We start from the raw sequence: 232 nt of genomic DNA on the forward strand, positions 1-232 counted from the left end.
GAGCCAGAAAAGTCGTACTCAGGAAAGTTCAGCTTAAGAATGCCTTCAGATCTTTATGTGAAAATCGCAGCGCAAGCGGCTCAAAATGGAATGAGTATTAACACTTACATAGTCAATAAGCTTTCTACAGCTTGATGCCTTTTAAATTCTTAAAACAAGGATTGAATTAATGAATAAAAAAGAAAGTTTTAAGTGACTATAATTATTTTCAAACTCTCCAATAAACTCATCT

Annotated in this window: 1 protein-coding gene; it reads left to right on the forward strand. The window is 32.8% G+C overall.

All coding sequences use genetic code 11. The annotated features are described in order from the left end of the window. Positions 1-135: toxin-antitoxin system HicB family antitoxin (locus TY19_RS26255; protein ID WP_148300600.1), on the forward strand; the 135-nt coding region annotated here is incomplete at its 5' end. Between the last annotated feature and the right edge of the window lie 97 nt (positions 136-232).

This window comes from Candidatus Protochlamydia sp. R18 (genome assembly GCF_000648255.1).
GTDB classification, from domain to species: domain Bacteria; phylum Chlamydiota; class Chlamydiia; order Chlamydiales; family Parachlamydiaceae; genus Protochlamydia; species Protochlamydia amoebophila.